Annotated in this window: 18 protein-coding genes; 11 read left to right on the forward strand and 7 right to left on the reverse strand. The window is 62.5% G+C overall.

Annotation, left to right across the window (positions count from 1 at the left end):
• Nucleotides 1-31 precede the first annotated feature (31 nt).
• Genes aauS through AC07OF_RS06175 form a run of 3 tightly spaced genes read left to right on the forward strand, consistent with a single transcriptional unit; the run spans nucleotide 32 to nucleotide 3,618 of the window.
• Nucleotides 32-1,936 carry a two-component sensor histidine kinase AauS gene (gene aauS, locus AC07OF_RS06165; RefSeq protein WP_157191391.1) on the forward strand — a complete coding sequence of 635 codons (1,905 nt, stop codon included), beginning with the start codon at nucleotides 32-34 and terminating at the stop codon, nucleotides 1,934-1,936.
• Entirely contained in the window at nucleotides 1,933-3,258 is a 1,326-nt protein-coding gene (gene aauR / locus AC07OF_RS06170) for a two-component response regulator AauR (RefSeq protein WP_157191390.1), read from the forward strand. The genes aauS and aauR overlap by 4 nt, the downstream gene beginning before the upstream one ends.
• A 33-nt stretch (nucleotides 3,259-3,291) precedes the next feature.
• Nucleotides 3,292-3,618 (forward strand): GlpM family protein, encoded by a 327-nt coding sequence (locus tag AC07OF_RS06175; RefSeq protein WP_198325424.1) that lies wholly within the window; start codon nucleotides 3,292-3,294, stop codon nucleotides 3,616-3,618.
• Between the two features lie 4 nt (nucleotides 3,619-3,622).
• Here AC07OF_RS06175 and AC07OF_RS06180 read toward each other — a convergent pair whose 3' ends face one another.
• Both AC07OF_RS06180 and metE read right to left on the reverse strand, forming a co-directional pair.
• A complete protein-coding gene (locus AC07OF_RS06180) occupies nucleotides 3,623-4,615 on the reverse strand; it encodes an alpha/beta fold hydrolase (protein WP_157191388.1) in 993 nt (330 codons plus the stop codon).
• 186 nt (nucleotides 4,616-4,801) lie between these two features.
• The gene (metE, locus tag AC07OF_RS06185) at nucleotides 4,802-7,114 is read right to left on the reverse strand and encodes a 5-methyltetrahydropteroyltriglutamate--homocysteine S-methyltransferase (RefSeq protein WP_476446631.1); all 2,313 of its coding nucleotides are present in this window, start codon (nucleotides 7,112-7,114) and stop codon (nucleotides 4,802-4,804) included.
• Between the two features lie 108 nt (nucleotides 7,115-7,222).
• Here metE and metR point away from each other — a divergent pair, with 108 nt between their 5' ends.
• Complete coding sequence (gene metR / locus AC07OF_RS06190) at nucleotides 7,223-8,140, forward strand: transcriptional regulator MetR (RefSeq protein WP_157191386.1); 918 nt, start codon at nucleotides 7,223-7,225, stop codon at nucleotides 8,138-8,140.
• A 3-nt stretch (nucleotides 8,141-8,143) separates the two neighbouring features.
• Here the strand turns inward: metR and AC07OF_RS06195 are convergent, their stop codons facing one another.
• Together AC07OF_RS06195 and AC07OF_RS06200 are read right to left on the reverse strand one after the other, a co-directional pair.
• A complete protein-coding gene (locus AC07OF_RS06195) occupies nucleotides 8,144-8,782 on the reverse strand; it encodes a LysE family translocator (protein WP_157191385.1) in 639 nt (212 codons plus the stop codon).
• A gap of 24 nt (nucleotides 8,783-8,806) precedes the next feature.
• Nucleotides 8,807-9,220 carry an NUDIX hydrolase gene (locus tag AC07OF_RS06200; RefSeq protein ID WP_157191384.1) on the reverse strand — a complete coding sequence of 138 codons (414 nt, stop codon included), beginning with the start codon at nucleotides 9,218-9,220 and terminating at the stop codon, nucleotides 8,807-8,809.
• Between the two features lie 183 nt (nucleotides 9,221-9,403).
• On the opposite strand from AC07OF_RS06200, the gene AC07OF_RS06205 reads away from it, so the two are divergent.
• The 3 genes from AC07OF_RS06205 (at nucleotide 9,404) to AC07OF_RS06215 (ending at nucleotide 16,736) form a co-directional block, all read left to right on the forward strand.
• On the forward strand, nucleotides 9,404-13,699 hold the full coding sequence (locus AC07OF_RS06205) for a DEAD/DEAH box helicase (protein WP_495072671.1): 4,296 nt from the start codon (nucleotides 9,404-9,406) through the stop codon (nucleotides 13,697-13,699).
• Between the two features lie 142 nt (nucleotides 13,700-13,841).
• Nucleotides 13,842-15,461, forward strand: coding sequence for an FMN-binding glutamate synthase family protein (locus AC07OF_RS06210; protein WP_157191382.1), 1,620 nt, complete (start codon nucleotides 13,842-13,844; stop codon nucleotides 15,459-15,461).
• A gap of 150 nt (nucleotides 15,462-15,611) precedes the next feature.
• Nucleotides 15,612-16,736, forward strand: coding sequence for an OpgC family protein (locus AC07OF_RS06215; protein ID WP_157191381.1), 1,125 nt, complete (start codon nucleotides 15,612-15,614; stop codon nucleotides 16,734-16,736).
• Between the two features lie 55 nt (nucleotides 16,737-16,791).
• Here the strand turns inward: AC07OF_RS06215 and AC07OF_RS06220 are convergent, their stop codons facing one another.
• Nucleotides 16,792-18,213: an amino acid permease gene (locus AC07OF_RS06220; protein ID WP_157191380.1), complete on the reverse strand. Its 1,422-nt coding sequence runs from the start codon at nucleotides 18,211-18,213 to the stop codon at nucleotides 16,792-16,794.
• Nucleotides 18,214-18,651: 438 nt separating this feature from the next.
• Here AC07OF_RS06220 and AC07OF_RS06225 point away from each other — a divergent pair, with 438 nt between their 5' ends.
• The 3 genes from AC07OF_RS06225 to AC07OF_RS06235 all read left to right on the forward strand — a co-directional run bounded on the left by AC07OF_RS06225 (nucleotide 18,652) and on the right by AC07OF_RS06235 (nucleotide 23,295).
• Complete coding sequence (locus AC07OF_RS06225; protein WP_157191379.1) at nucleotides 18,652-21,789, forward strand: transglycosylase domain-containing protein; 3,138 nt, start codon at nucleotides 18,652-18,654, stop codon at nucleotides 21,787-21,789.
• Between the two features lie 169 nt (nucleotides 21,790-21,958).
• A complete protein-coding gene (locus tag AC07OF_RS06230) occupies nucleotides 21,959-22,528 on the forward strand; it encodes a PadR family transcriptional regulator (RefSeq protein WP_157191378.1) in 570 nt (189 codons plus the stop codon).
• Nucleotides 22,525-23,295 (forward strand): siderophore-interacting protein, encoded by a 771-nt coding sequence (locus AC07OF_RS06235; RefSeq protein ID WP_157191377.1) that lies wholly within the window; start codon nucleotides 22,525-22,527, stop codon nucleotides 23,293-23,295. The genes AC07OF_RS06230 and AC07OF_RS06235 overlap by 4 nt, the downstream gene beginning before the upstream one ends.
• Nucleotides 23,296-23,304: 9 nt before the next feature.
• On the opposite strand, the gene AC07OF_RS06240 is transcribed toward AC07OF_RS06235, so the two are convergent.
• Complete coding sequence (locus tag AC07OF_RS06240; RefSeq protein WP_157191376.1) at nucleotides 23,305-23,958, reverse strand: Pr6Pr family membrane protein; 654 nt, start codon at nucleotides 23,956-23,958, stop codon at nucleotides 23,305-23,307.
• 4 nt (nucleotides 23,959-23,962) lie between these two features.
• Entirely contained in the window at nucleotides 23,963-24,184 is a 222-nt protein-coding gene (locus AC07OF_RS06245) for a VF530 family protein (RefSeq protein WP_107024588.1), read from the reverse strand.
• Between the two features lie 153 nt (nucleotides 24,185-24,337).
• On the opposite strand from AC07OF_RS06245, the gene AC07OF_RS06250 reads away from it, so the two are divergent.
• Nucleotides 24,338-26,398: a TonB-dependent receptor gene (locus AC07OF_RS06250; protein ID WP_495072672.1), complete on the forward strand. Its 2,061-nt coding sequence runs from the start codon at nucleotides 24,338-24,340 to the stop codon at nucleotides 26,396-26,398.
• The last annotated feature ends 280 nt before the right edge of the window (nucleotides 26,399-26,678 follow it).

Raw genomic sequence — 26,678 nt, forward strand, 5'->3', positions numbered from 1 at the left:
AGAGGATGCTGGTCGTACCAAGGCCACTGTGATGAAATGCGATCCCACGCTCTTTCGCCCAGCCAAGCCTGCCCTTGCCGTGAAACCCCGTTTGATCCGCCAACTGCTGATGCCACCCTTGATCATCCTGCTGATGATCGGCCTGGGTGTGGCCGGCTTCATGATCAGCGAGCACAACGGCATCCGCACCTTGAGCGAATCCGGCGAGCGCCAGCTTGAGCTGCACGCGCGTGGCGTCGAAAGTGAAATCAGCAAGTACACCTACCTGCCCAGCCTGCTGGAACTGGAAAACAGTGTCTCCAGCCTGCTGACCGAACCCGATGGCGAACATCGCCAGACGGTCAACGAGTACCTTGAAGGCCTGAACCGGCGCAGCCGCAGCCGGGCGATCTTTGTCCTCGATACCACTGGCCGGGTCCAGGCCACCAGCAACTGGCGCGATGTCGACAGTTTCCTCGGTGAAGACCTGTCGTTCCGTGCCTATTTCCAGCACGCCGTACGCGGCCAGCCGGGTCGCTTCTATGGTATCGGCAGCACCACCGGCGAGCCGGGCTACTACCTGGCCCATGGCCTGGAAGAACACGGCAAGATCATTGGCGTGGCAGTGATCAAGGTGCGCCTGGAAAACATGGAGGAACGCTGGCAACGGGCACGCCTGGAAGCCTTCGTCAGCGACGAGAATGGCATCATCATCCTCTCCAGCGATCCGGCGCGGCGTCTCAAGTCGGTGCGCCCGCTGACCCCGGAAATCAAGGAACGCCTGGCCCGCAGCCTGCAGTACTACTGGTGGCCGCTCAACGAGCTGCAGCCCTTGTCGCGGGAAAAACTCGCCGACGGCGTCGAAAAACTCAGTTTCCCGGCCAATGCCGAACTGGGCGACGGTCGCCGCGAGGTCGCCTACCTGGCCCAGACCCGGCGCCTGAGCGACACGCCTTGGCATTTCACCCTGCTCACGCCACTGCAGGACCTGCGCCGCGAGTCGATCATCCAGGGCGTGCTGGTCGCCGTAGCCTTCGCCCTGCTGACCATTGTGCTGATCGCCTGGAACGAGCGGCGCAAGGTCATCGCCACGCGCCTGGCCGCCCGTGAGGCACTCGAAGAAGCCAACAGTCAGCTGGAGCGCAAGATCACCGAGCGCACCGCCGATTTGCGTGCCAGCAACGATCGCCTCAAGGGTCAGATCCGTGAACGCCGGCAAGCCGAGCAAACCCTGCGCCACGCCCAGGACGAACTGGTTCAGGCCGGAAAACTTGCGGCCATCGGTCAGATGTCCACCAGCATTGCCCATGAACTGAACCAACCGCTGGCGGCGTTGCGTACGCTGTCGGGTAATACCGTGCGCTTTCTCGAGCGCGGTGCCCTGGAAACCGCCAGCACCAACCTGCGCACCATGAACGACCTGATCGACCGCATGGGCCGGATCACCGCGAGCTTGCGCTCCTTTGCCCGACGCGGTGACGACAGCGGCCAGGCCTCGCTGGCCAAAGCGGTGGATGCCAGCCTGCAAGTACTGAGCAACCGTATCGCCGGCTGCCACCTGAAACTCAACAACCAGTTCGACGACCAGCAACTGGCGATCGATCAGACCCGCCTGGAACAGATCCTGGTCAACCTGATCGGCAACGCCCTCGACGCCATGGCCGCACAACCACTGCCCGAGCTGTGGCTCGAAGGCGAGCGGCAAGGCGACAAGTATCGCCTGCGGGTGCGCGACAATGGCCATGGCATCGATGATGAAGCCCGCAAACACCTGTTCGAACCGTTTTTCACCACCAAGCCGGGAGAGCATGGCCTGGGCCTGGGCCTGACCCTGTCCGCCAGCCTCGCCGCCGCTGCCAAGGGCAGCCTGAGTGTTGAACACCCTGCCAGTGGCGGCACGGCGTTCGTCCTCGCCCTGCCCCTGGCCAATGCCCCTACAGAATCCGAGTCCCTATGAACCAAGCGCCCCTTACCGTCCTGATCGTCGAAGACGACCCGCATGTGCTGCTCGGCTGCCAGCAGGCCCTGGCGCTGGAAGACATCGCCTGTGAAGGTGTTGGCAGCGCCGAAGAAGCCTTGCAACGCATCGGTGATGATTTCGCCGGGATCGTGGTCAGCGACATTCGCCTGCCCGGCATTGATGGCCTGGAGCTGCTGAGCCGGCTCAAGGCCCGCGACAGCAGCCTGCCAGTGGTGCTGATCACCGGCCACGGCGATATCGACATGGCGGTCGGCGCCATGCGCAACGGCGCCTACGACTTCATGGAAAAACCCTTCGCCCCGGAACGCCTGGTCGAAGTGGTGCGCCGCGCCCTGGAACAACGCGGGCTGTCGCGAGAGGTGTTCGCCTTGCGCCGGCAACTGGCCGAGCAAAGCACCCTGGAGGGCCGGATCATCGGGCGCTCGCCAGCCATGCAGAACCTGCGTGAATTGATCGCCAACGTCGCCGACACCTCGGCCAACGTCCTGATCGAAGGCGAGACCGGCACCGGCAAAGAGCTGGTCGCCCGCTGCCTGCACGATTTCAGCCGGCGCCAGAGCCAACCCTTTGTCGCCCTGAACTGCGGCGGCCTGCCTGAAAACCTGTTCGAAAGCGAAATTTTCGGCCACGAAGCCAATGCCTTCACCGGCGCCGGCAAGCGCCGCATCGGCAAGATCGAGCACGCCAATGGCGGCACGTTGTTTCTCGACGAAGTCGAAAGCATGCCGATCAACCTGCAGATCAAACTGCTGCGCGTGTTGCAGGAACGTACCCTCGAGCGCCTCGGCTCGAACCAGAGCATCGCCGTGGACTGCCGGGTGATCGCCGCGACCAAATCCGACCTCGACGCCCTCGGCCAGAGCGGGCAGTTCCGTAGCGACCTGTACTACCGCCTCAACGTGGTCACCCTGGAACTGCCGCCGCTGCGCGAACGTCGTGAAGACATCCTGCAACTGTTCGAACACTTCCTCCAGCTGTCGTCCTTGCGCTTCGACCGCGAAGTCCCGCAACTGGACAGCCAGACCCTGTCACGCCTGATGGCTCACGACTGGCCGGGCAACGTGCGTGAACTGCGTAACGTTGCCGAACGCTACGCCCTGGGCCTGCCAGCCTTCAAGAAGGCCGGCGCCAGCGCCAGCCAGGGCCTGGGTTTTGCCGAGGCGGTCGAGGCCTTCGAGCGCAACCTGCTCAGCGATGCCCTGCAACGCACCGGCGGTAACCTCAGCCAGGCCAGCCAGGAGCTGGGCATGGCCAAGACCACCCTGTTCGACAAAGTGAAGAAGTATGGCCTGGGTTGACCGGCCAATAACGCGAGAAGGCCCGTGGACCTGATACTCAAAGCCTGCCTGGGGGCGGCTGTGGTGGTGATCCTTGCCGCCTTGGCGAAAACCCGTAACTACTACATCGCCGGGTTGGTCCCGCTGTTTCCAACCTTCGCCCTGATTGCCCACTACATCGTCGGTAAAGGCCGATCACTGGAGGACCTGAAGACCACCATCCTGTTCGGCATGTGGTCGATCATTCCCTACTTCGTCTACCTGGCGGCGCTGTATGTACTGGTGGATCGCCTGCGTCTGGAGCTGTCGCTGGCGCTGGCGGCAGTGGCCTGGCTGGTGGCGGCGACGGTGCTGGTCAGTGTCTGGGTGAAGCTGCACTGAAGGATCAGTACGCCGCCAAATGAACATCGGTCAGCCGTTGCGTTGCCAGATAAGGCAGCACGGCCGCCAGCAAAGGCACCTTGAACTGCTCCTGAAAACGATGGGCCAGACCCGGAATCAACTTCAACTGGCTACCCTGGATGTGCGCTGCCAGGTGTACACCATGCATCACCGGCAACAGCGGATCAGCCGTGCCATGCACCACCAGCGTCGGCAGGCGCAGGCTGTTGAGCAGCTCGACCCGGCTCGGCTCGGCGAGAATGGCCATGATCTGGCGCTCGACCCCTTCCGGGTTGAAGGCCCGGTCGTAGGATTGCGCAGCCTGCTGCAACAGTGCCTGACGATCATCCTCGACCTGCGGACTCCCTAAAGCAGCCAGCAGGTCAGCCTGCTGCTCCAACGCCGCTTCGCGGTTCGGGGCCTCGCGCCGTGCCAGCAATTGCACCAACGCCGGGCTAGGTGTCGGCAGGCCTTGGGCGCCGGAGCTGGACATGATCAAGGTCAGGCTCTCGACCCGTTCCGGCGCCACTGCCGCCATATGCTGGGCAATCATGCCGCCCATGCTCACCCCGAGGACATGGAAGCGTTCGACGTGCAGGGTATCCATCAGCCCCAGGCCATCTTCAGCCATGTCGTTGAGGCTATAGGGTGCGGCCACCGACAGGCCGAGTTTGTAACGCAGCACCTGGTAGGTCAGGTTGGCGCTGGCCGGTGCCTGGCGCCAACGGCTCAGGCCGACGTCGCGGTTGTCATAGCGAATCACCCGAAAACCTTGTTGGCACAAGGCAACCAGCACTTCATCGGGCCAGTGGATCAACTGGCCACCGAGGCCCATGACCAATAACAAAGCTGGATCCGAGTCACGCCCGATGCTCTGGTAAGCCAGATTCAGTTGCGCAACCTCGACGTGTTCGGTGGGCACGTTGACGTCGCAGCGCGACGCCGCAAAAACAGGTAAAGCGCTGATCAGCGCCAGAAAAAACAAAAACGCCCGCATGAAAGAAACACCAGAATGAAAATCCCCAGTAGAACGGGAGTCTGATGACTTTCATGCGAGCGCGCTGCCACAAAACCGTGACCGTTTGATGACACTCGCTGAGCGGTAAGAAACATTTTCGCGGGGCAAGCCCGCTCCCACAGGGGCTCTGTGACTACCTGTGGGAGCGGGCTTGCCCCGCGATTTTCAAGCCAGTTCGCTACGCAACTGTCGAGCGGCGGCCACCATGTTCACCAGTGCAGCTTCCGTCTCCGGCCAGGCGCGGGTTTTAAGGCCGCAGTCTGGGTTGACCCACAGGCGCTCGGCCGGGATCCGCTTGACCGCCTTGCTCATCAACTTGACCATTTCCGCAGTGTCCGGCACTCGTGGCGAGTGGATGTCATATACACCCGGGCCGATATCGTTGGGGTAGTCGAAAGCTTCGAAGGCCTCCAGCAGCTCCATGTCCGAACGCGAAGTCTCGATGGTGATGACGTCGGCATCCATTGCCGCGATGGCTTCGATCACGTCGTTGAACTCGCTGTAGCACATGTGCGTATGAATCTGGGTTTCATCACGTACGCCACTGGAACACAGACGGAACGCTTCTACCGCCCAGTTCAGGTACTCCTGCCATTGCGCCCGACGCAGGGGCAGCCCTTCGCGGAACGCCGCTTCGTCGATCTGCACAATCTTGATGCCGGCCGCTTCCAGGTCCTGTACCTCGTCGCGAATGGCCAAGGCCAGTTGCTCGGCCTGGACCTTGCGCGACACGTCTTCACGGGGGAACGACCACATCAGCATGGTCACCGGGCCGGTCAGCATGCCTTTCATGACCTTGCTGGTCAGGCGCTGGGCATATTCGATCCAGGCCACGGTCATCGGCTGCGGACGGCTCAGGTCACCGTAAATGATTGCCGGTTTGACGCAACGCGAACCATAACTCTGCACCCAGCCGAACCGGGTGAAGCTGTAGCCATCCAGCTGTTCGGCAAAGTACTCGACCATGTCGTTGCGCTCGGCCTCGCCGTGCACCAGCACGTCCAGGCCCAGACGCTCCTGAACTTGTACGGCGTGGCGGATCTCGCTGTGCATCGCATCGGTGTAGTCGTTGGCCGATAGCTTGCCTTGCTTGTAAGCCTGACGTGCCAGACGGATCGCCGAGGTCTGCGGGAACGAGCCAATGGTCGTGGTCGGGAAAGCCGGCAACTGCAAGCGCTGGCGCTGGGCTTCGATACGTTGGGCAAAAGCCGACTGACGCTGGCTATCGGCGGCGGTAACCGCTGCCAGACGCGCCTGCACTTCAGGCTTGTGGATACGCGGCGACTGGCTGCGGCTGAGCTGTACAGCGCGGCTGTTGGCCAGCGCGTTCTGCACGCCAGGCAGGTGAGGTACCTCCAGGGCTTTGCTCAGCACGGCAATTTCTTCGCACTTCTGCACGGCGAACGCCAGCCAGCTTTTCAGTTCAGCATCGAGCTTGTCTTCCCGCGCCAGGTCCACCGGGCTGTGCAGCAGCGAGCAGGAACCGGCAACCCAGAGGTTGGCGCCGAAACGTTGCTTGGCTTGTTGCAACTGCTCCAGCGCCTGGTCCAGATCACAGCGCCAGACGTTGCGGCCGTTGACCACGCCCAGGGACAGCACTTTGTAACTGGGTAGACGGTCGAGCACCGTCGGCAACTGCTCCGGCGCCCGTACCAGATCGATGTGCAGACCGTCCACCGGCAGGCCGACGGCCAGGCCGAGATTGTCTTCCAGGGCACTGAAGTAGGTCGCCACCAGCTTCTTCAACGGCGAGTACTGAAGAATGTGGTAGGCGCGTTCGAAAGCGTTCTTCCAGTCTTGTGGCAAATCCAGACCAAGGATTGGCTCATCGATCTGCACCCACTCCACGCCCTGGCGGGCCAGGCGGCTGAGGATTTCGCCGTAGACCGGCAGCAGACGTTCCAGCAGGTCGAGTTTGTCGAAATCGCCGCCTTTGGCCTTGCCCAGCCACAGGTAGGTCAACGGCCCGATCAATACCGGCTTTACCGCGTGACCGAGAGCCTGTGCTTCGGCGACTTCGTCGAACAGCTGTTCCCAACTGAGCAAAAAGCGCTGGTCGGCGCTGAACTCCGGCACCAGGTAGTGATAGTTGGTGTCGAACCATTTGGTCAGCTCCTGGGCATATTGCGCCTGGCCGTGCTCGCCACCGCAGCAGTGGTTGGTAGCGCCGCGGGCCATGGCAAACAAGGTGTCGAGCGTCGGCAAGCCATTGCTGCCCAGGGTCTTGGCGAAGCGCTCGGGAATCGCACCGAAGGCCAGCGAGTGGCTCAGGACCTGGTCGTACCAGGCAAAGTCACCGACCGGCAGCAATTCGATGCCGGCATCCTTTTGCAGTTGCCAGTGACGAGCACGCAGCTCACGCCCCACCGCCTGCAGACCGGCCTGGTCAATATCGCCCTTCCAGTAGGCTTCTTGCGCTTTCTTCAGCTCGCGGTCGGCGCCAATGCGCGGAAAACCAAGGTTGTGGGCCAATGCCATGACAATCGTGCTCCCTGTAAAAGATGGCGCTATTGTCGACAGACAGGGCAACATGAGACAAACTCAATAAATTCGTGTTGATCTCAAAATTTACTCATGGAGCACCCGGTGCTGGAAATTCGCCACCTGAAAACCCTGCACGCCCTGCGCGAAGCCGACAGCCTGGTTGAAGCTGCCGAACGGCTGCACCTGACCCAGTCGGCCCTGTCTCATCAGTTCAAGGAACTGGAAGAACGCCTGGGGATGCAGCTGTTCATGCGCAAGACCAAGCCGATCCGCTTCACCAGCGCCGGCCTGCGTTTGCTGCAACTGGCCGATGCCACCCTGCCCTTGCTGCGCGGCGCCGAACGCGACATCGCGCGCCTGGCCGGTGGTACCGCCGGACGCCTGCACATGGCCATCGAATGCCACAGCTGCTTCCAGTGGCTGATGCCGACCATCGACCAGTTCCGCGACGCCTGGCCGGAGGTCGAACTGGACCTGGCCTCAGGCTTCGCCTTTGCCCCGCTGCCGGCCCTGGCCCGCGGTGACCTGGACCTGGTGGTGACCTCCGACCCGCTGGAGCTGGCAGGCCTGACCTACGTACCGCTGTTCACCTACGAAGCCATGCTCGCGGTGGCCAATCAGCACCCGCTGGCCAGCAAGCCCTACATCGTGCCGGAAGATATCGCCAGCGAGACGCTGATCACCTACCCGGTGGAACGCGATCGCCTGGATATCTTCACCCGTTTCCTCGAACCCGCCGATGTGGAACCGGCGCAGGTACGCACGGCGGAGCTGACGGTGATGATGATGCAGTTGGTGGCCAGCGGCCGCGGGGTTTGCGGCATGCCGCACTGGGCCCTGCATGAGTACAGTTCACGCGGTTATGTGAAGGGTAAACGTCTGGGGGAGAAAGGCCTGTTTGCCACGTTGTATGCGGCAGTGCGCACCGATATGCTCGATGCGCCGTACATGCGCGACTTCCTGCTGACCGCCAAGGACACATCGTTCTCCACCCTTGACGGTGTCAGCGCAGTGCGCTGAGCCTCAGGCCAGCTTGCGCTGCTCCTGCACCAGGCGCAGCGCAAGACCGGCCAGGACGAAGCCCATCACATAACGCTGCACCATCAGCCACAGCGGGTAGCGAACGAACCAGGCCGACAGCCCGGCGGCGAACAAGGCGATGAGCAGGTTCACCGAAAAGCTCACGCAGATCTGGGTCAGCCCCAGCATCAGGCTCTGGGCCAGCAGCGAGCCATGCTCCGGAGAGATGAACTGCGGCAGGATCGACAGGTAGAACATCGCTACCTTGGGATTCAGCACACTGGTCAGAAAGCCCATCATCACCAGTTTCGCCGGGGAGTCCGGGCTCAACTCACGGGCTTCGAACGGCGAGCGCGCTCCGGGTTTGACTGCTTGCCAGGCCATCCACAGCAGATACGCGGCGCCTGCCCACTTGAGCAGGTCATAGCCCAGCGGCACGGCCATGAACAAGGCGGTCAAGCCCACCGCCGCGGCCGTCATGTGCACCAGAAAACCGCCGACCACACCCACCAGCGAGGTGATCCCGGCCATGCGGCCCTGACAGATCGAACGTGAAATCAGATAGATCATGTTGGGCCCCGGGGTCAGGACCATCAACAAAGCGGCACCGGTGAACAGCAGCCATTCGTGAGTGGGGATCATTGGCATTCCTTTGCAAATGGAAGATCAGGCGGGTTGGCTATTCAATCGCCGGAACAGGGGCAGAATCAAGTCCCGGGTCAGCGGTGCCAGCTCAAGTGTCAGTTGCTTGCGGGCCGAGACCCAGACCACCTCTTCGATCTCTGCGCCAGGCTCGACGGGCATCGACGTGTGTACCTGAAACAGCTCGGCCTGAACCTCATAACCCGGCTCGTTGGCTGCCGGGGCGCTGAACTGGCCGAGGTAGTCGGCGTCTTGCGGATCGATCTGCAGGCCAAGCTCTTCGAACAGCTCACGGGCCAGGGCGCTGACCGGTTGCTCATCGGCCTCGATCTTGCCGCCAGGCTGCATGAAGGCCTGGGTGCCGCGTTTGCGTACCAGCAGGGTGCGGCCTTGCGGATCGAGCAGGAGCGCGGCGGCGATGCGGATGGTTTTGCTCATGGGAGACTCGTCGCTGAGAAAGCGCACTAGGATCACATGTTGAGAATGGCCAGACAACCCGGTGGGAGCGGGCTTGCCCCGCGATTGCATGTTGCCAGTCAAATTGCATCGCGGGGCAAGCCCGCTCCCACCGCCTGACGAATGTACCTTGCAAGCCGCTGCCGTTAGCCGCATAAACAGCCCATGAACCTACCTGCCCTGAACCACCCGGAACTGGCGGCTTTCCACCCTGCGGTGCGTACCTGGTTCCAGCGTCGCTTCCCGACCGTGACCGCCGCTCAGGCGCAAGCCTGGCCGCTGATCCGCCGCGGCCAGTCGCTGCTGGTGGCGGCCCCCACAGGTTCAGGCAAGACCCTCACCGCCTTTCTGGCAATCCTCGATGAACTGTTCGAACAGGGCCTGACCAGCGGCCAATTGCCCGACCAGACCCAGGTGGTCTACGTCTCGCCCCTCAAGGCACTGTCCAACGATATCCAGATCAACCTGCAGGCACCGCTGGCGGGTATCAATGAAGCATTGGTTGAACAGGGTCATGAACCGCTGGCGATACGCACGGCTGTGCGCAGCGGCGATACCCCGCAAAAGGAACGCAACGCCATGCGCCGTCAGGCGCCGCATATTCTGGTGACCACGCCCGAATCACTGTATGTGCTGCTCGGCTCCGACTCCGGACGCCAGGGCCTGGCCAGTGTGCGCACGGTGATCGTTGACGAGATCCATGCCCTGGCCGGCAACAAGCGCGGCAGCCATCTGACCCTCAGTCTTGAACGTTTGCAGGCCCTGTGTGGCCGACCGTTGCGCCGTATTGGCCTGTCGGCCACCCAGCGCCCGGTCGAACGGGTGGCCGAGTTTCTGGTCGGCAAGGGCCGGGACTGTGCGATTGTCGACATCGGCCATGCCCGCACCCGCGACCTGGCCCTGGAAGTGCCGCCCGTGCCACTGGACGCAGTCATGGCAACCGATGTCTGGGGCCTGGTGTATGACCGTCTGGCCATGCTGGCCCGCGAGCACCGCACCACCCTGATATTCGTCAATACCCGCCGTCTGGCCGAGCGCCTGACCCGGTACCTGAGCGAACGTCTGGGCGCGCAGGCTGTAGCCGCGCATCACGGCAGCCTGGCCAAGGAACACCGTCTGGATGCCGAGCAGCGCCTCAAGCGTGGCGAGCTACAGGTACTGGTGGCCACGGCTTCGCTGGAACTGGGGATCGATATCGGCGAAGTCGAACTGGTCTGCCAGATCGGCTCGCCCGGCTCCATCGCCGCCTTCCTGCAACGGGTCGGGCGTGCCGGGCATCAGGTCGAGGGCACGCCCAAAGGCCGCCTGTTTCCACTGTCTCGGGATGATCTGATCGAATGCGCGGCGCTGCTCGACTGTGTGCGCCGTGGCGAGCTGGATCTGCTGCAGATTCCCCGCGCGCCACTGGATGTCCTGGCCCAGCAGATCGTTGCCGAAGTCAGCTGCCAATCCTGGCAGGAGCAGGCGCTGTACGACTGCCTGCGTCAGGCCATGCCCTATGCCGAACTGGACCAGACGCATTACCAGGCCCTGCTGCGCATGCTCGCCGAAGGCTTCAATGGTCGCCAGGGTGTGCGTAGTGCCTACCTGCACCGCGATGCCGTCAATAGCAGCCTGCGCGGACGCCGCGGGAGTCAGCTGACCGCGCTGACCAGCGGCGGCACCATCCCGGACAACGCCGACTATGCAGTGCTGCTTGAACCCCAGGGGTTGAACATCGGCAGCGTCAATGAAGATTTTGCCGTGGAGAGCATTGCCGGCGACATCTTTCAGTTGGGTAACACCTCATACCGCATTCTGCGGGTGGAAAGCGGCAAGGTGCGCGTCGAGGATGCCAAAGGCTTGCCACCGAGCATCCCGTTCTGGCTGGGTGAAGCACCGGGGCGCAGTGATGAACTGTCGTTCGCGGTCGCCCGCCTGCAAGGCGAGATCGACCGACGCCTGAGCGAATCTGCCGGTCAATTGCAGGACGCTCTCAGCTGGCTGCAGAAAGAGCTCGGCCTTGACCCGGACAGCGCTGAACAACTGCTCGACTATCTGGCCCGAACCCGCCAGGTACTGGGGGCCCTGCCCTCACAACAAACCCTGATCATGGAACGTTTCTTCGACGCCTCCGGCGGCACCCAGCTGATCATCCACAGCCCCTTTGGCAGCCGCATCAATCGCGCCTGGGGCCTGGCCCTGCGCAAGCGCTTTTGCCGCACCTTCAATTTCGAACTGCAGGCCGCCGCCAGCGAAGATGCCATCGTCCTGTCGCTGTCCACCAGCCACAGTTTTGTGCTGGAGGAAGTATGGCGCTATCTGTCGAGCAACAACGCCGAATCGGTATTGATCCAGGCCTTGCTCGATGCGCCATTGTTCGGCGTGCGCTGGCGCTGGAATGCAGGTGTGGCGCTGGCCTTGCCGCGCTTTGTCGGCGGGCGCAAGGTGGCGCCGCAGATCCTGCGGATGAAAAGCGAGGACCTGATTGCCGCAGTGTTCCCCGACCAGATCGCCTGCCTGGAAAACATCGTCGGCGAACGGCAGATCCCGGATCACCCGCTGGTCGAGCAGACCCTCGACGACTGCCTGCACCAAGCCATGGACTGTGAAGGCTGGCTGGCCTTGCTGCGGCGTATCGAACAAGGGCAGATCAGCCTGATCAGCCGTGACCTGCCGGCGCCATCGCCGCTGGCCGCGGCGATTCTCAACGCCCGTCCCTACACCTTTCTCGATGATGCACCGCTGGAAGAACGACGTACCCAGGCGGTACAGAGTCGACGCTGGAGCGATGCGCAAAACAGCGATGACCTCGGCGCCCTGGATAGTGAGGCCATTCGCGCAGTGCAAGCCGAAGCCTGGCCAACGCCTGCCCGCGGCGATGAAATGCACGAGGCACTGATGAGCCTGGCCTGTATCAGCCAGGCTGAAGTGACAGCCAACCCTGGCTGGCTGGCGTGGCTTGAGGAACTTCGGGCAGCAGGTCGGGCCTGCTGCCTGCAACTCGCCACAGAACAGTCCCTGTGGCTGGCCCGCGAGCGCCAGGTGCTCCTGCGCGCACTCTATCCCGCAGCACAGATGACACCGGACCTTGCGGCGCTTGCCGGGTTCGACCAGCCGATCGAGCGCGAGGCCGCGCTGGTGGAAGTGCTGCGCGCGCGCCTGAGCGGTTTCGGTCCACTGACACTGGAGCAGATCGCCGGGCCTTTGCACTTGTCCGCTGGTGATCTCGAACAAGCGCTGGTACGGCTTGAGGCAGAAGGCTACGTGATGCGCGGCTACTTCTGTCCGGGCCAACAGAGCCTGCAATGGTGCGAGCGCCACCTGCTGGCGCGCATCCATCGCTACACGGTCAAACGCCTGCGGCGCGAAATCGAGCCGGTCAGCCTGCAGGATTTCATGCGTTTTCTGTTCGACTGGCAGCACCTCGCACCGGACACTCACCTGCAAGGTCCGGCAGCGCTGAGCGAAGTGCTGGGCAAGTTCGAGGGCTATCCGGCAGCGGCCACCGCCTGGGAGAGCGATCTGCTGCCCAGCCGGATCAGCGACTACAGCCCGCGCTGGCTGGATGAGAGCTGTCGCGCCGGCAAACATGTGTGGGCACGCCTGGCCCCCGGCGCAGCCAGCACCACCCTGCGCAGCACACCGCTGGTGCTGCTGCCACGCGCGCAACTGAACCTGTGGCGTACATTCGGCCCGGCCCTGGACAGCAGCGAACTGAGCCTGCGCGCGCAACGAGTGCACACGGCGCTGAGCGAACACGGTGCATTGTTTTTCGATGAACTGCTCAGCGATGCCCACCTGCTCCCCACTGAACTGGAAAACGCCTTGCAGGAGCTGGTGGCCGCAGGCCTGGTCAGCGCCGACAGCTTCGCTGGCTTGCGCGCGCTGATCACCCCGGCGAGCAAGCGGCAGAACCGTAGCCATCGTCGTGGCCGCGGCGCCCTGTTCGGTGGCATGGACGATGCCGGGCGCTGGGCGCTGCTGCACAAAAATCCGGCGGCCGATAGCCGTGATGCCAGCCTGGAACACGTCGCCCGCACCCTGTTGCGTCGTTACGGTGTGATCTGCTGGCGGCTGCTGGAACGCGAGGCCGACTGGCTGCCGAGCTGGCGCGAACTGCTGCGTTGCTACCATCGCCTGGAAGCCCGCGGCGAAATCCGTGGCGGGCGGTTCATCAACGGCCTGGCAGGTGAACAGTTCGCCCTGCCCGAAGCCGTGGCGCTGTTGCGCGAAGTTCGCAGGCGCCCCGTGGACGGCGGCCTGGTCGCCATCAGCGCCAGCGATCCGTTGAACCTGATCGGCACCCTGCTACCGGGCAACAAGGTGCCAGCGCTGAGCGGCAATCGGTTGCTGTTTCGGGATGGCCTGCCGGTCGCCACGCTGATTGCCGGCAACGTGCAGCTACTCATTGAGGTGGAACTGGCGCAGCAAGGCGAACTGCGCGAGCGCCTGATACGCGAGCCAGGACGCCAGCGCTGACCACGCTTGCGCGAATGATTTTCACTCCAGCAGGCAAGGGGCAAACCTTCATGTTTGCAGGCTGGCGCTAGCGCGGCCAACCGGGCTAAGGTCGAAGTTTGTCCAGGCCCTGAGCCTGACCGTGCCATCGCAAGGAACCCGTATGAGCCTGTCACTACTCAGCCGCTACGCCTTTTTCGCCGCTTGCGTCCTGTTCACTTTGGTGAGCCTGCCTTTCCTGCACCATGAATGGCTCTGGCCGTTCACCCTGACCACCGCCGTGCTCAGCCTGATCGGCGTGTTCGATCTGCTGCAAAGCCGCCACGCGGTGCGACGCAACTACCCGATTCTGGGCAACATCCGCTACCTGGTCGAAGGCATTCGTCCGGAAATCCGCCAGTACCTGCTCGAAGCCGACAGCGATGCCCTGCCCTTCTCCCGCGCCCAGCGTTCGCTGGTTTACGCCCGGGCCAAGAACGAAGCGTCCGACAAACCCTTCGGCACCTTGATCGATGTCTACCAGTCCGGCTTCGAATTCATCGGCCATTCCATGCGCCCGGCGCCCTTGAGCGACCCGGCGAGCTTTCGGGTGATCGTGGGTGGCCCGCAATGCACCCAGCCTTACTCGGCCTCGGTGTTCAATATTTCGGCAATGAGCTTCGGCTCACTCAGCGCCAATGCCATCCGCGCCCTGAACCAGGGCGCCAAGCTGGGTAATTTCGCCCATGACACCGGCGAAGGCAGCATCAGCCCTTACCACCGCGAACACGGCGGCGACCTGACCTGGGAACTGGGTAGCGGTTACTTCGGCTGTCGCACTGCAGACGGGCGCTTCGACCCCGAGCGCTTCGCAGAGCAGGCGCGCAGCCCGCAAGTGCGGATGATCGAGATCAAAATGAGCCAGGGTGCCAAACCCGGTCACGGCGGCATCCTGCCCAAGCACAAGGTGACCCGCGAGATCGCCGAGACCCGTGGGGTAATGATGGGCGAAGACTGCATTTCGCCTTCACGCCACAGCGCCTTTTCCACGCCGATCGAATTGATGCAGTTCATTGCCCGGCTGCGCGAGCTGTCCGGTGGCAAGCCGGTGGGTTTCAAGTTCTGCCTGGGTCATCCGTGGGAATTCATGGGGATTGCCAAGGCCATGCTGGAAACCGGAATCCTGCCGGACTTCATCGTCGTCGACGGCAAGGAAGGCGGTACCGGCGCAGCACCAGTGGAGTTCACCGACCATATCGGCGTGCCGCTGCGAGAAGGCCTGCTGTTCGTGCACAACACCCTGGTCGGGCTGAACCTGCGCGACAAGATCAAACTGGGGGCCAGTGGCAAGATCGTCAGCGCCTTCGACATTGCCAGCGTGCTGGCCATCGGCGCCGACTGGGCCAACTCGGCACGTGGTTTCATGTTTGCCATCGGCTGCATCCAGTCGCAGAGCTGCCATACCAACAAATGCCCTACCGGCGTCGCCACCCAGGACGCCCTGCGCCAGCGGGCTCTGGTGGTGCCGGACAAGGCCCAGCGGGTGTTCAACTTCCACCACAGCACCCTCAAGGCCCTGGCCGAAATGCTCGCGGCGGCAGGTCTCGATCATCCGTCGCAACTGGAGGCCAAACATCTGGTACGCCGGGTTTCGGCCACCGAGATCAAACTATTCTCGCAGATGCATGTGTTCCTCAAGCCGGGCGAACTGCTCAGCGGCGAAATCAGTGGCGAGTTCTATTCGCGGATGTGGCAGATGGCCCGGGCGGACAGCTTTGAACCCCAGGACCTGGCAGTCGCCTGAGGATCAGCGCGGTATTGAGACATCAAGTAATACGCAACTTTTGCAATTGCTTGCCAATACCGCCACCCTGCCCCCCGCCCGACGTGTGGCACAAGAGAATTCCTACGTCGGCCTGTCACTATTAAATCAACTGTTCAAGAGCCCGCTGCCATGTTTAACGGACGCGACCCGCGCATCGATTTCTTTCGGGGCCTGGCGCTGATCTTCATCTTCTGGGATCACATCCCGCACAACCCTCTGGGCCAGATCACCCTGCGCAACATCGGTTTCAGCGATGCTGCGGAGGTTTTCGTCTTCCTTGCCGGCTACGCGGCAGTACTGGCCTACGGCAAAGTCCTGCAACGCGACGGCTACCTGATTGCCTGTGTGAAGATTCTCAGACGTACCTGGGTGCTGTATGTGGTGCATATCTTCCTGTTGGCGATGCTGATGGGCATCGTCTTCTACGCCAACAGCCATGTGCAAACCCGCGACCTGGTCGAGGAAATGGGCCTGACGCATTTCATCACCAACCCCCAGCAAGCACTGACCGATGAACTGCTGTTGCGCTTCAAGCCCAACCTGATGGATCCGCTGCCGCTGTACATCGTGCTGTTGGCCGGGCTGGCCATAGCCCTGCCACTGTTGTTGCGCCATACCTGGGCGGTGGTCGGCATATCGATGGCGGTGTACCTGATGGCGCCGAAACTAGGCTGGAATCTGGCGAATTTTTCCGACGGTGTCTGGTACTTCAACCCGGTCACCTGGCAGTTTCTGTTCGTGCTCGGTGGCGCGGCGGCGATACACGGGCAACGGCCACGTGCGCCGCAAACCCGACCGCTGCTTCGCCAACCGCTGTTTCTGGCGGCGGCCGTCTATTCGCTGCTGGCGGGGCTGATCACGGTTTCCTGGCGCTGGCCGGAGATTCACGATGCACTGATGCCGGCAGCAATCAGCGAGCTGCTGTACCCCATCAGCAAGACAGACCTGTCACCGCCGCGCTTGCTGCACTTCCTGGCGCTGGCCTACGTTACCGCCAAACTGCTGCCAGACAGGCGCTGGACGCAAAACTGGCTGGCCGGGCAAACCTGTCGCATGGGGCGCTATTCGCTGGAAGTGTTTTGCTTGGGCGTATTGCTCGCGCCCTTGGCGGACATGGTCAATGCCCTGGCGGATGAGCACTGGTCAATGCAGGTGCTGACCGCGCTGGTGGGAGTGGGATTGATGGCGCTACTGGCGGCCTGGCTTGATCTGAACAAGCGCTTGGGTCGGCCGGTGCAAATGACGGCGGCCTGAGGTCTCATCGCGGGGCAAATCGAGTCGTCTCGGCTTGCCCCGCGATGTTTCTACATCACGACGCGGAACGCGCCAGCTGCACGTTGTCAGCTTTAGGCGACAGCTTGAACACGTAATACAGCAGCGTCAGCATCACCAGGAAGGCCGGGCCGATGTACAGCGCCACGCGGGTCTCCTCGAAGTAAGCCATCAGGCCAACCACCAGGATCAGGAACGCCAGCGCCAGGTAGGAGCTCAGCGGCCACAGCCACATGCGGTATTTCAGTGCCGCACGCTCGGTTTCGCTCAGGCCGGCACGGAATTTCAGCTGCGCCAGCAGGATCATCACCCAGGTCCAGATCGCCCCGAAGGTGGCGATTGCGGTGACCCAGACGAAGACTTTCTCCGGCACCAGGTAGTTGGCCAGTACGCCCAGCAGCAACGCGGCGATCGACAGCAGCAAGGCATTACGCGGTACGCCATTGCTCGAAGTACGTGCGAAGGTGGCTGGAGCCTGACCGTTCTGCGCCAGACTGTAGAGCATGCGCCCGGTACTGAAGATGCCGCCGTTGCACGACGACAGCGCCGCAGTGATCACCACGAAGTTGATGATACCGGCGGCAGTCTTGATACCCAGACGCTCGAAGGTCATCACGAACGGGCTGCCCTGGCTGCCGATCTCGTTCCATGGGTAGATCGACAGGATCACGAACAGTGCGCCGACATAAAACAGCAGGATGCGCCAGAACACCGAGCCGATGGCTTGGGGAATGGTCTTTTGCGGGTTGCGCGCTTCACCGGCGGTCAGGCCGATCATCTCTACGCCCAGGTAGGCGAACATCACCATCTGCAGCGACATCAACACCCCGGTCACGCCATTGGGCATGAAACCGCCGTTGCTCCACAGGTTGGAAATGCCCACTGCCACGCCGTCGTTGCCGAAGCCAAAGGCAATGACGCCGATGCCGCCGAGAACCATGGCAATAATGGTGACGATCTTGATCAGGGCAAACCAGAACTCGAACTCACCGAAGGCCTTGACCGCAATCAGGTTGATCGCCCCCATGCTGCCCAGCGCCGCCAGGGCCCAGATCCAGCGCGGTACGTCGGGGAACCAGATGCCCATGTAAATGGCCACCGCGGTGATCTCTGCGACGCAAGTCACCAGCCACAGGAACCAGTAGTTCCAGCCGGTCAGGAAGCCCGCCAACGGGCCGAGGTAGTCTTGAGCGTAACGGCTGAAGGAGCCTGCGACCGGGTTGTGCACGGCCATTTCACCGAGGGCACGCATGATCACCAGGATCGCCAGGCCACCAATGATGTACGACAGCATGATTGCCGGGCCGGCCATTTCAATAGCCTTGGCCGAGCCCAGGAACAGGCCGACACCGATACAGGCGCCCAGCGCCATCAGGCGAATATGTCGCTCGCCGAGTTCTCGCTTGAGTGGGCCGCCCTGGGCGGTCTCACCATGAGAAGGATGGTTGCCGACTGGCATAGAAATACAACCTCATTTTGTTATTGGATATAGACCCTTCGTGCAGACCCGGTACCGCCGATAGGCTGGATACGCTGTCTTGCCGGACACCACCTTGTGAGCGGTCCCGTCTACCGGCACGCAATAAACCGGCAAAGCGAAAGGGGCGAGCAGTATAGAAAGGCCCCTGCAGGGCATTTCACTATAAAGAGCAGGATATTTGGCGAGAACACTCGGCAAAAACCGCATCCACGGAGGGGCATTCCCCGTGTTTTCTCCAGGGTGATAAACAGGGCGGCTAACATAGCACCAAAACGGGGCATTACAACCTCCACCAAAGGCGCAGGTCGTAGCCTTTTTTAGGACCCGCCTTACAGGGCTTACAAATTTTTCACCAAACCCGCTCACCGTCTAAGCTTCAGGCAAGCAAGACGAAAATACGTAGCCGGGCTGAACACTATGGGCGCATTGTGGCAATCGGAACCAACGAGTAAGGAAACTCCCTCTGAATCCCTTGAAGAATCGCCTTTGCCAAAAAGCCCTCGCCAGCGTCACCTGTGGTGGCGGCTGGTCTGGCTGGTGCTGCTGCTCGCCCTGATTGCACTGGGAATGGCCATCGCCAATGAATTGCACACCTCGCGCCTGCAATCACGCGAGCTCAGCCAACTCGCCTCGACCCTGACCTACTCCCTGCAGCCGGGGCCCAGCGATGCGATCCTTTATCCGGGGGACGGGCCCTTCGATAAACGCCTGGGCTACAGCGCGATGGGGGAATTCCTGCCACGCCTGCTCAAACGCGACTATGTAATCAGCGAGCAGGTACATTTTTCCCCGGCGTTGATGGACTACACCGAGCACGGTTTCTTCGTGCCCTATAAAGAAAAGATCCAGACCGGGCTGTCGATCACCGACTGCAAGGGCGATGTGCTTTACCAGTACCACTACCCGCAGTACCTGTACCCGGACTTCGACGCCATCCCGCCGGTCATCGTCAACAGCCTGCTGTTCATCGAGAACCGCGACCTGCTCGACCCCAACGACCCCAACGCCAACCCGGCCGTGGACTGGCCACGCTTTGCCAAGGCGGCCTACAGCCAGGTCGCCAAGTACCTGGCCCTGCCCGGCCAGTCCGCCGGTGGCAGCACCCTGGCCACCCAGCTGGAGAAATACCGCCACTCGCCTGACGGCCTGACCGTCTCCGGCAGCGAGAAAATCCGTCAGATGATTTCCGCCAGCGTGCGCGCCTATCAGGGCGGCCCGCAAACCCTCGAAGCACGCCAGCGTATCGTCCGTGACTACCTCAACAGCGTGCCGCTGTCGGCAGTGCCCGGGCATGGTGAAGTGCATGGCATGGCCGAGGGCTTGCGAGTCTGGTACGGCGCCGACTTCGCCCAGGTCAACCAGGCCCTGGCCTCGACCGAGACCGACCCGGCAAGCATGGCCGCACGCGGTCTGGCCCTGCGTCAGGTACTGTCGCTGATGATTGCCCAGCGCCGTCCCTCACACTTTCTGTCCAAGGGCCGCAACGAACTGGCCGAGCTGACCGACAGTCACATCCGGATTCTGGCCGCCGCCAATATTGTCGACCGGCCGCTGGCCGACGCTGCGCTGGCCAGCAAGGCGACCTACCGCGACTGGGTAGCACAACCGACCATCCAGCCGATCGTCACCAACAAGGGCATCAGCGTGGCCCGCAGCCGTCTGTCCCTGGCCCTGGCCCGGCCGCTGTACGACCTGGACCGCCTCGACCTGTCAGCCACCAGCACCTTGCAATCCGACCTGCAAGGCCAGGTCAGCCAGTACCTCAAGGACCTTGCCGATCCGGCCATCGCCGAGAAGCTCGGCCTGTTTGGCGAACGCTTGCTGACCCCGACCAGCACCACCCAGGTGCGCTACAGCTTTACCCTGCTTGAACGCACCGCCAATGGTTCGCGTGTGCGGGTGCAGACCGACAGTACCGACCAGCCGTTCGACATCAACGAAGGCAGCAAGCTGGAACTGGGTTCCACCGCCAAGCTGCGGGTGCTGACCAGTTACCTGGAAATCATCGCCGAACTGCATGACAAGTACGCCAATACCCCCGCCGCCGACCTGAAAAAGGTCGAGGTCGCCGAACTGGACTTCATCACCCGCTGGGCCCTCGACTACCTGATCCAGAACAAGGACCGCAACATCACCGCGATGCTCGATGCCGCGCTCAATCGCAAGTATTCGGCCGGCCCCGGTGAAGCCTTCTTCACCGGCGGCGGCATGCATGTGTTCAATAACTTTCGCAAAGAAGACAACAACCGGATACCCACGCTCAAAGACGCCCTGCGCGAGTCGATCAACCTGCCGTTTATCCGTTTGATGCGTGACCTGGTGCGCTACAGCACCTACCAGACGCCGGGCAGCAGCATCAGCTTGCTCAAGGACGATGCCGAGCCGCGCCGCCAGGAGTACCTGGCGCGCTTTGCCGACAAAGAGGGCACCGACTACCTGCGCAGGTTCTGGAAAAAGTACCAGCGCAAAACTTCGCAACAGCGCCTGGATACCTTTCTCGACAGTCTGCGCATCACGCCGATCCGCCTGGCCGCCGTCCACCGCTACCTGTTCCCCGAAGCTGACCAGGCCACCTTCAACGCCTTCGTCCGTGCCCACGTGAAAAAGGATCTGCAGGACACCAAGCGCAAGCCCACCAAGCAAGACATCCTGACCGATGAGCGTCTGGATAACCTGTACTACGCCTACGGCCCCGGCAAGTTCGATCTGCCCGACCAGGGCTTTGTCGCCAAGGTTCACCCTCTGGACCTGTGGCTGCTGGGCTACTTGTTGAACAACCCCAATGCCAGCTTCCAGGAGGCGACGCAGGCCAGCCAGTTCGAGCGCCAGGAAGTCTACAGCTGGCTGTTCAAGAGCCGGCACAAAGGCGCGCGTGACAGCCGTATTCGTACCCTGGTGGAAATCGAAGCGTTCCTCGATATCCATCGGCGCTGGAAACGGGTCGGCTATCCCTTCGATCACCTGGTGCCCTCGCTGGCCACTGCCATCGGCAGCTCCGGCGACCGCCCGGCAGCCCTGGCCGAGCTGATCGGCATCATCCAGAACGATGGTATCCGTCTGCCGACCCTGCGCATCGACACCCTGCACTTTGCCGCCGATACCCCGTATGAAACGCGCCTGGCAGGTGACCCGGACCTCGGCCAACGAGTGCTCTCGGTGGAAGTCGCCCGCGCCTTGCGCGGGGCCCTTTCGCAAGTAGTCGATGCCGGTACCGCACGGCGGGTGTCCGGCAGCTTCAAACTCAATGACGGCACGCCGATGGTCATGGGCGGCAAGACCGGCACTGGCGATAACCGGCTCGAAAGCTGGGGAGCCGGTGGCCGCCTGCTGGGCTCAAAAGCGATCAACCGCACGGCCACCTTTGTGTTCTTCCTTGGCGACAACCACTTCGGCACCCTCACCGCGTTCGTCCCCGGGCGTGCCGCCGAGTCCTTCAAGTTCACCTCGGCCCTGCCGGTGCAGGTACTCAAGGGCATGGCCCCGATCCTCACCCCCTACCTGCAACCCGGTAGCCACACCCTGTGCAAGGCCCCACAACAAGTAGCGCGACAGTAGCCCTTTGCAGCAACGCCCAGGCAGCTGACACATGCCAGGGCGTTGCTTTGCCAGCGATACCGTTCATCTCCCGCCCCTTTCCGATGAGAAATATTCTCAATCTCACGCTTGCTTTAAGATATATCTTGAGTAGTATCTAAAGATACATCTAACGCAAACGGAGCCCTCCATGCGTGAACATCACCCCCACCGCGAACATGGCGAACGCCATGACGGATTCGAGCGCCGCCACGGCCGTGAGCGTGGCGACCGCGGGCCACGGGTCTTTGCCCCTGGCGACCTGAGACTGCTGCTGCTGTCGATGCTGGCCGAGCAGCCCTGCCATGGCTATGACCTGATCCGCCAGATCGAAAGCCTGTTCGGCGGCAACTACAGCCCAAGCCCGGGCGTCATCTATCCGACCCTGACCTTCCTGGAAGAAAGCGAGCTGATCGTCGGCCAGGTGCATGGCAGCAAGAAGCTCTACAGCGTCACCGCTGCAGGCCTTGATTCGCTGGCCGAGCAAGCCATCGCCCTGGACGGCGTGCGCATGCGCATCGAGGTCAGTAAGCGCTCGCTGTACGGGCACGACCGGCCGCCAGAGATCCACGAAGCGGTACACAACCTGCGCCATGCCCTGCAGATGCACAGTGGCCGCTGGAATCCGGAAGAAATCGAGCGGGTGCGCACCCTGCTCAACAACACCGCCAAAGCCATCGTCGCAGGGCCCACTGCGACCAGCACGGAGAAAACCGAATGAGCGCCAGCGAAAACAACGCGATTCATCGCGTCAATCATGAGATCAAACACCGCCGCCTGGACGTGCTGCGGGTCACCGAACTGACCCCGCGCATGCGCCGCATCACCTTGGGCGGAGCGCAACTGCAAGGCTTCACCAGTGTCGGCAGCGACGATCACGTCAAACTGATGTTCGCCTGTTCGGCAGAAGAACAGGCGGCGCTGGACAACCTCGACTTCAGTCGCGACGGCCTGCGCCCGACCATGCGCGAATACACCCCACGGCGTATCGATCTGGTAGCCGGTGAGCTGGATATCGATTTCGTCCTGCACGGCGACGGCCCTGCGTCGACCTGGGCGGCCCAGGCGGAGGTCGGCCAGGTGCTCAACATTGCCGGCCCGCGCAGCTCGATGGTGGTGCCGGACATCTTCGACAGCTATTTGCTGATCGGCGATGAAACCGCGATCCCGGCCATTGCCCGGCGCCTGGAAGAACTGCCGGCCACGCGCAAGGTGTTGGCGGTCATCGAGATCGAAGATGCCGAGGAACAACAAGACCTGGTGAGCCAGGCACAGGTGCAAGTGATCTGGGTCCAGCGGCACCAGCAGGATCTGCTGGAGGTGGTGAAGGATCTGATCCTGCCTGAAGGTCAGCTTTACGCGTGGGTTGCCCTGGAAAAAGCCCTGACCCGCAAGACCAAGCGCCTGTTGATCGACGAAAAAGGCGTCAACGAAAACCTGATCAAGGCCGCCGCCTACTGGCGCCTCGACCCACACGACGACGAATAACCGGCACCATCAGGGTTGCGTCCTGGCCTTGGCCAGGCGCCCGCCCTGCCAATGATCCAGGCCCAGTATCAGCAGGCCGATGGCAATGAAGCCGAACAGGATCGCCAAGGCATTGAGCAGCACCTGCCCGTAGCCAAGGCTTGCGACATCAATGAACGGATAGGGATAGACCCCTATCGACTCTCCGCGCAGCAGCGCATAAGCAAAATACCCCGCCGGATACAGCAACCAGGCCAACAGATGCCTGAGCCGCAGGCTGCCTTTCTCCACGCAGCACCACCAATAGCCGACGAACAGCAACGGCATGACATCGTGCAGCAGCTCATCGGCCAGCCACTGCCAGCCCTGCGGTTGCCACAGATGGCGCAACAACAGGCTATAGGCCAGACCGACCAGGACAATACTGACGGCAATACCCGAACTGACTGTCGGGCCGAGAAACCAGCGCCGCGCCGCAGACTCGCGGCCGAATGCCGCCTGGCTGAGCACCACGGCGACCAGGGTATTGCTCAGCACGGTGAAATAGCTGAAGAAGTTCACCAGGCCGCCGATCAGGCTGGCCTGCTCCTGCCAACGCACCCACAGCACCAGGTACAGCTGGATCGCCAGCGCGCTCCAGCCCAGGCAGGCGCCCAGGCCGATCACGACCTCGCGCCGGACCATGAGGTCAGCGGCCGCGCTGCAGCTTCAGGTACAGACGCTCGACTTTCTCCCGGGCCCAGGGAGTGCGGCGCAGGAAAGTCAGGCTCGACTTGATGCTCGGATCGCTCTTGAAGCAGCGGATATCGATACGCTCGGCCAGCCCTTGCCATTGGTAATGCGCTACCAGTGCGGTGAGGATCTGCTCCAGGGTCACGCCATGCAGCGGATTGGGGTTGGCGGTGGTCATGCCTGTGCTCCAGCGAATCAAAGGTGCGCACCTTAGCCCAGGGGTGGGCTGGCTACAAACATTCTAGCGCAGCTGCAGTAGGCGCAGCGGCACGACAAATGGTAATGTTATATTGTATCAATACCATTACCCTCCCAAGGAACCCCGCAGCCCATGCGTCGCTTGCCCCTTCGACTCTCCCCTTTCACTGCTGCCCTTTGGCTCGCATCACCCCTGAGCCAGGCCGTGGAGTTGCAGCCCCAGGTCATCACCGCCAACCCGCTGGGCAACAGCGAACTGGCCGCGCCCACCACCGTACTCGAAGGTGACGCGCTGGCCCTGCAACAAAAAGGCAGTCTCGGCCAGACCCTGAACAACCAGCCCGGTGTCGCCTCGACCTGGTTCGGTCCCGGCGCCAGCCGTCCGGTGATTCGTGGCCTGGACGGTGATCGCATTCGCATTCTGCGCAATGGCGTCGGCGCTCTGGACGCCTCATCGTTGTCCTACGATCACGCCGTACCGCTGGACCCGGCCACCGTAGATCGCATCGAGATCGTCCGCGGTCCGGCCGCCCTGCTCTACGGTGGCAACGCCATTGGTGGCGTGGTCAACAGCTTCGACAACCGCATCCCCACCGACCCCGTCGACGGCATTCATGGCGCTGGCGAGTTGCGCTACGGCGGTGCCGACACCACACGCAGCAGCGCCGGCAAGCTGGAAGCCGGCGATGGCCGCTTTGCCTTGCACCTGGACGCCAACAGCCGGCAATTCAATGACCTGCGCATCCCCGGCTATGCCCGCAGTTCCAAGGTCCGCGACGCCGACGAGCCGGGCAGCAAGCATCGCCTGGAAAACAGCGACGGCCGCCAGGATGGCGGTGCCGTCGGCGGTTCCTATCATTGGGATCACGGCTACACCGGCCTGTCCTACAGCCGCTACGACTCGAACTATGGCTCGGTGGCCGAACCCGGCGTGCGCCTGGACATGCAACAGGATCACTACGGTTTCGCCTCCGAACTGCGCGATCTCGATGGCCCCTTCAGCACACTGAAGTTCGACGTCGGCTACACCGATTACCAGCATCGTGAAATGGAAGGCGGCGAAGTGCACACCACCTTCAAGAACAAGGGTTACGAAGCACGGGTCGAAGCCCGGCATCAGCCCTGGGGGCCGGTGGAAGGCGTGATCGGCGCCCAGGTCAGCCGCAACGAGTTTTCCGCCCTCGGTGAGGAGGCCTTCGTCCCGCAGAGCGATACCAATAGCCTGGCGCTGTTCATGCTCGAACAATGGCAAGCCAGCGAGCGCCTCAACCTGAGCCTGGGTGGTCGCCTGGAACACACCCGGATCGATCCCGACAGCCAGGGCAGCGAGCGTTTCGCCCAGGCCGACAGTGCCAGCAGTTTCACCGCCGCCAGCCTGTCATCCGGTGCGGTGTATACGCTGACGCCGATCTGGTCGCTGGCCGCGACCCTGGGCTATACCGAACGCGCACCGACCTTCTACGAGCTGTATGCCAATGGCGCCCACGTCGCCACCGGCACGTTTGAAGTCGGCGACCCGAACCTGAGCAAAGAAAAAGCGATTTCCAGCGACCTGGCCCTGCGCTTCGACAACGGCGTGCACAAAGGCAGCGTCGGGGTGTTCTACAGCCACTTCCGCAACTACATCGGCCTGCTGGCCAGCGGCAATATGCGCGAAGGCCATGACCACGATCATGACCATGGCGATGAAGACCACGACCATGATCACGATCATGAGCACGCCGGTGACGTGCCCGAGTACCTGTACAAAGGTGTGCGGGCGCGCTTCTACGGCTTCGAGGCCCAGGATCGCTGGCAGCTGGCGCAAAACCGCTTGGGCAGCTTTGCCCTGGAGCTGTCCGGCGACTACACCCGGGCCAAGAACCTGGACAGCGGCGAAGACCTGCCACGCATTGCCCCGCTGCGCCTGAACAGCGGCCTGCTGTGGGAACGGGAGCGCTGGCAGGCCCGGGTTGATGTGCAGCACGCCAGCGCCCAGCACCACAAACCGGACAATGAAACCAGTACCGATGGCTATACCACCCTGGGTGCCAGCCTTGGCTATCGCTTTGATATCGGCCAGAGCCAGTGGCTGGCCTTTGTGCGCGGTGAGAACCTCACCGACCAGACCGTGCGCTATGCCAGCTCCATCCTGCGTGATATCGCGCCGGCGCCAGGGCGCAGTGTCGAGGTAGGCCTGCGTACATCCTTCTAAGGCAACACCAGTCCATGTGGGAGCTGGCCTTGCCAGCGATACAGGCAACGCGGAAGAGCTGACACCGCGCTGATACCATCGCCGGCAAGGCCGGCTCCCACATCGACTGTTACCAATCCAGCAACGGTCCCTCTTGTTGAATTGACTTTTTTTCTTACAAATTCAGCTATATCCTCTCCGCCGCAAGCTGAACCGCTTCAGTCACTCCCCCAGAAGCCATATCGCCGAAGATCCCCAGGACCCGGCGCACTTGCCGTTTTTTCAACAATCAAAAGATAGC

It is taken from the genome of Pseudomonas sp. GW821-FHT10B02, from assembly GCF_059415665.1.